The organism is Bacillus sp. BML-BC051 (assembly GCF_019656175.1).
GTDB lineage: Bacteria > Bacillota > Bacilli > Bacillales > Bacillaceae_G > Bacillus_A > Bacillus_A mobilis.
This window is the reverse complement of sequence record NZ_BPLI01000104.1, coordinates 1-4,809: the sequence shown is the minus strand read 5'-3', so window position 1 is coordinate 4,809 and position 4,809 is coordinate 1. Positions and strand designations below refer to the sequence as shown.

Below are 4,809 nucleotides of genomic sequence, written 5' to 3'. Positions count from 1 at the left end.
TAAGTTGATGGGCATGTGGCGATACCCCTAGATGAAGCATTACAATTCGAAATCGAAGATTTCACATTCACGACGGCTTATGAATTTCCTGAAGATACATATACAGTTACATACTTATTCGATGATGCAAAACAGATACTTGTGGAAGTACGAAATCCACATAACAAAACAGGGAAATTGATGATAACTATTGATTATGAAAACTATGAAAAAGAGAAACGAAATGCTATTTTCAAAGGATTTGAAGTGCATTGGATATTAGATTCTGATTATATGAAAGAGGTGTATTGAAATGGAAACAACTTTAACAGAAAAAGAAAAACGAGGAGAAACACCTTATGCGTTATTTTACAATATGGATCAATTACTTTTAGAAATGAATTATAAGGAAAAAAATGAACAAACACAGGGTGATAACTCTATAGAAGGATTAATGTTAACAAAAACTTGGTTAGTGTATACATGTGATGAAGAAGGAAATCGTTTCTTCGATTACTTTGCTGGACGACATGATTACTATCAAAATTCCGAACTTATTTTTAAATATTTTGGGGAAGAAATAAATTATTTTGCTGAAATATTAGAACCAGGTCAAATGGTGATAAATGGTGTTTTAATTGAGAAAGAGGGTGATTTACTGTGAGAATGGTGATTGAGTTTGATGAAAATGAAGAAAAGGAATACATTGATTACATTAAAAAGTTAGATAAAGAAGACAAAAAAGAAATCAAAGATATAGCGATCAGTGCAATCATGAAACACATTAACGAAGAATTCGAACGAGAAGAACGTGCAAAAGAACGATGGGCAAAATTGATAAAACAAGAAAAATGCAAACATGATTTCGAAGAAGTTGAAAGAAGTCGTTACGATTCGTTTGGAGACCCCTATTATGATGAGGATGGGGAATATATGACAGCCGAATGTGTTTCGTATCATTGTAAAAAATGTGATGCAACGACTTCGAAGATGGAATATAGAGACCCTTACGATTGGTAGAATTTGAAGAAAAATTGATATTTTACTAGCTTTTTATCGAAAAATGGTGCATATTGAATACAAGAACAAAACAAAAAAAACGAAAAAAAACAGCGATTAGGCCCGCTGCTTTTCTTCGAATCAAGGTTAAATCTCTCCCGCAAAAGAGTAGATTAATTAATTAATTTGTTACTACAAATATACTTTTATAATGTATATTTGTCAAACAAATTATGATTCCTTTTTGTATAAAATTAAATTTAATTTTAAATACAACTTTAAATATAAATATAATTTTAATTGTAATTATAACTATAAGTAGAGTTATAACATAATTTATAACTACAGTTATAAGACAAAAAGGAAACGGATAAAAACGAGAGATTTAACCTTCCTATTTTTGAGTGTTTTTTTACAGATGGGGAGGTTTTTTGCATGTTAAAAAGACAAGAAGAGGTCTATTTACCAGCATTTCAAGAAGTTCGAAATACATACAGTGTAGAACAATATATACACTTAGAAAAAAATACATCTTTGTATTTTCAAAGATTATTAAAAGAGAATTTTGCACTACCATTTCAACAGGTAGGTTTAGATGATTTTATAGATATATTGTTTCCTAATGCCGAAGGTCATTTCTGCTTTTTTAGAAAAGGGAAATCAGTATTTAGTAATACGTTTTTCACAAAAGAAGAAATGGTTGAAAAGCTTTGGTATATGTTAACGAAATCGTTCGGAATGAATAGCTATGTGAGTTATTCAACGTATTATAGTAAGAAAAAGAAATTTGAAAAGGTACAATCTCCTGTTACTTATAAAACAAAAAGCGGAAGCAAAATTACTTCAAAGGCTTGTAATATTGCTACAAGACGTGAATTTGTTGTAACAGAAGAAAAACGTGTTGCATTACCAATGCGAACACAAAGTAATGTCGTAAAAACGTATTTATTAGCACAGGATTTGGATTTTTATAAAGAAGATGTAACAACAGAAGAAGCAATTCAAATCATTGCTGAAATGGTCTATAACGGTGATATTATTTGTCCTACAATGATTGTTTTTACTGGACAAGGAATTCAACTCATATGGCGTGTAAAACCATTCAAAAATATCAAAGGATACACGCATGATAAAGAATGGCGAGCAATACAAAACGACATGATTGATATGTTTGAAAAGAAAGGGTTAAATCCTGATGCGGTGGTAAAGAATCCTTCAGCTGTCACTCGTCTTCCTGAAACAATGAACATGAAATCGAAATCACTTGTACAAGCTTATTATATGAATGATGAAGCGTTAGAATTGAGCGATTTCTTATTCGTACATCGTATTGTTCCGCAACCAGATCGTAAAGTGAACCCAAACAAAATGGGTTCTCCGAAAAAGGAACCAGGAACAGAAACAGAAAATAACGAAAAGAAGCAAAAGAATGTAAGTAGACTTGTTTCAACATGGAATGAATTTACATTGAATCGTCAACGTGAAGAAGATATTTTCACTTATGTTCGTATGTGGAATGAACGAGATAATTCAAAATTCTATATAGGACGCCGAAATTGGCTTTGTTTGGTACTTCGATTCCATGCCTTGGTAAGTAGTGACGGAGACACGGAATATGCGTTAAAAAGGGTATTAGAGTTGATTTCTATAATGGATTTAACAGAAACAAACGAAAAAGAGTTATTGGATCGTTCTGAAATAGCGGAAGAATACTATACAAAATGGAAAAATGGTACATGGAATAAAGAACAATATGTCCAAGGTGGCTTATTCTATCGTAATTTGACCATGCTAGAATTGATGAAAATCAAAGATGATTATGAAATGCAAATGGCGATGAAAACAATTAAAGCGCGAACACATAAATACAAAGACTTCGAGAAAATGAAACAGGCAATGACAGAAGAAGAAGTAAATTTTGCTGAAACTGCTATTGAGGAATCCAAGAAGTATGATGCGGCACGAAAGCGTGTAGAGAAGTTTGGTGTAGAACAAGCAGATAATCATACTTGGGAAAAGGAAGTAGAACGGAGAAAAGCTCCGAAGGAAGCGAAATTAGAACAATTAAGAAAGATACAAGAAGAAAATCCTAAATTGAAAAACAAAACCAAAATTGCAAAAGAATTAGGTGTGAACCGACAATATTTATATGATCTGATTAAGGAATTATAAAAAAGTGTCGGGTCACTTTCCCATTAAAAGAAGAAAAAGAATAGGGCAGTGTTTTTAGGAGTAAAACCAATAAAAAGAAAAAAGATTATTTCCCAAAAGGAGATAGTCTTTTTTCTTTTTAGAGAACAAAATTAAATGATAAAAACTTACCATGACAAGCATTTCGCGTACTTTGAAATGTGAAAACTTTTTTTCGCTTTTAAAAAAAAGTGTGTCATGTCAACGACAGTGAAAAAACAAAAAAATTACTTGAATCTAATTCATTAAGATCGATGGGCCTTGAAAACATTTTTTTAGTAGAGTATAGAAATAGTAAAACTAAAAAGGTGTGTATTCAACAATGGAACGATTATTTTATGATGAAAAAGTATTAAATATAGTAAGTGGTGCAATATCAATGGCTAGGGATAAGGGTTTTACATATGATTCTACTTATTTGGATTACCATAATCATATTTGTCCACGTTGCCAAGGGGAAATGGTAGTAAAAAATAAAACAGTTCGCAATGCTGGTATGGTTGGTATGGGTATTATGCAAACAACGGGTTATATTTATCCTTATGTGGTTTGTAAAGACTGTACAAAACGAGTAAAAAAAGAATCTAAACACTTACAAGATAAGAATGGTCAAATAATCGAAGAGTATATTCATAGTGTTTTACCATACTTGGGTGAATGATAAAAAAAAAACTTCCTGTAATGGGAAGTTTTTTTGTCATTTATTCTCGTATTTACATTAGGGTATGTGAAATTAATTGGAAAAAAATGTTTCTCATTTATTCCTCGTATTTAGATTGGTTTATAAAAGGTCATAGAAACAAAATTAGATATGTAATTTCAAAAGGGTGTACCTAAAATTTCATAGAAAGATTGATAAAAAAGTAAACGTAGCAATGCCTTACGGTCTATTTTTTTGTTTATTTGTGGGTGGAACAATATAAACAAAAAGTGTCCCCTTTTTTAGGCGTTTTTTCTTTCATGAAGTTAGTCATACCAAGGACTAAAGGGTCGAAATGAAAAGACAGGAAAGATAATAGTATTCTATTTTGGACAGATACTGATTGGAGAATTTTTTAAAATAAGGATAAATGCATATTGTTGTTTACAAATATAAAAAAAAGAGTATAACTATATCACTTATTTTTAGATAAGAGGGAGTGATATATCATGTTAGAGTTATTAGTACAACATTCAATAGAAAAGGTTTTAAGAGATTATAAAAATTTTGGTAATGATGATTTTAAAAAACAAGTTGTAAAAGAGTTTGCAATACAATTATATAGTTTAGATCAACGATCATTATTAACAGAAGTAACAGACATTCTATATGGGGTACAGACCGCAAAACGGAAAAAAACCACGTTAAGCAAATTTCAACATAAAAACAAGTAATTTTAACAACGTTAAGATAAACTTTAGTTACCAAAAACCATAATTTTTGTAATTTATTCAATCTTGATTAAGGTTCTTGGTAGCAAAGAGGTAGTCTTTTACCAAAAGTAATTACCAAAATGATTACTATAAACCTTTTCCAAAAGTATACGTTACACTTTACAGCATAAATGCTTCTATATTCCCTTGTATTGTCCTTAAAACAAGGGAATATTAACTAAAAAATCCTTAACGTGGTTTTTTTCCAAAATGCTGGCGGTACCCCAT

6 protein-coding genes are annotated in these 4,809 nt (G+C 30.7%); all 6 read left to right on the top strand.

The genetic code is table 11. From position 1 onward, the window contains the following. The first annotated feature begins 15 nt into the window (after positions 1–15). Positions 16–291 (top strand): hypothetical protein, encoded by a 276-nt coding sequence (locus K5S59_RS28595; RefSeq protein ID WP_220784116.1) that lies wholly within the window; start codon positions 16–18, stop codon positions 289–291. A 1-nt stretch (position 292) separates the two neighbouring features. Further along, positions 293–643 carry a hypothetical protein gene (locus K5S59_RS28590; protein ID WP_212981954.1) on the top strand — a complete coding sequence of 117 codons (351 nt, stop codon included), beginning with the start codon at positions 293–295 and terminating at the stop codon, positions 641–643. Further along, entirely contained in the window at positions 640–999 is a 360-nt protein-coding gene (locus K5S59_RS28585) for a hypothetical protein (RefSeq protein ID WP_212981955.1), read from the top strand. The genes K5S59_RS28590 and K5S59_RS28585 overlap by 4 nt, the downstream gene beginning before the upstream one ends. Before the next feature lie 414 nt (positions 1,000–1,413). Next, positions 1,414–3,150 carry a hypothetical protein gene (locus K5S59_RS28580; protein WP_212981956.1) on the top strand — a complete coding sequence of 579 codons (1,737 nt, stop codon included), beginning with the start codon at positions 1,414–1,416 and terminating at the stop codon, positions 3,148–3,150. A 340-nt stretch (positions 3,151–3,490) separates the two neighbouring features. Next, positions 3,491–3,829, top strand: coding sequence for a hypothetical protein (locus tag K5S59_RS28575; RefSeq protein ID WP_212981957.1), 339 nt, complete (start codon positions 3,491–3,493; stop codon positions 3,827–3,829). Between the two features lie 488 nt (positions 3,830–4,317). Next, complete coding sequence (locus K5S59_RS28570) at positions 4,318–4,542, top strand: hypothetical protein (RefSeq protein WP_212981969.1); 225 nt, start codon at positions 4,318–4,320, stop codon at positions 4,540–4,542. The last annotated feature ends 267 nt before the right edge of the window (positions 4,543–4,809 follow it).

Excerpts from the sequence above, each read along its gene's own strand:
- K5S59_RS28590 (WP_212981954.1), top strand. The coding sequence starts at position 293 with ATGGAAACAACTTTAACAGAAAAAGAAAAACGAGGAGAAACACCTTAT.
- K5S59_RS28580 (WP_212981956.1), top strand. The coding sequence starts at position 1,414 with ATGTTAAAAAGACAAGAAGAGGTCTATTTACCAGCATTTCAAGAAGTT.
- K5S59_RS28575 (WP_212981957.1), top strand. The coding sequence starts at position 3,491 with ATGGAACGATTATTTTATGATGAAAAAGTATTAAATATAGTAAGTGGT.
- K5S59_RS28570 (WP_212981969.1), top strand. The coding sequence starts at position 4,318 with ATGTTAGAGTTATTAGTACAACATTCAATAGAAAAGGTTTTAAGAGAT.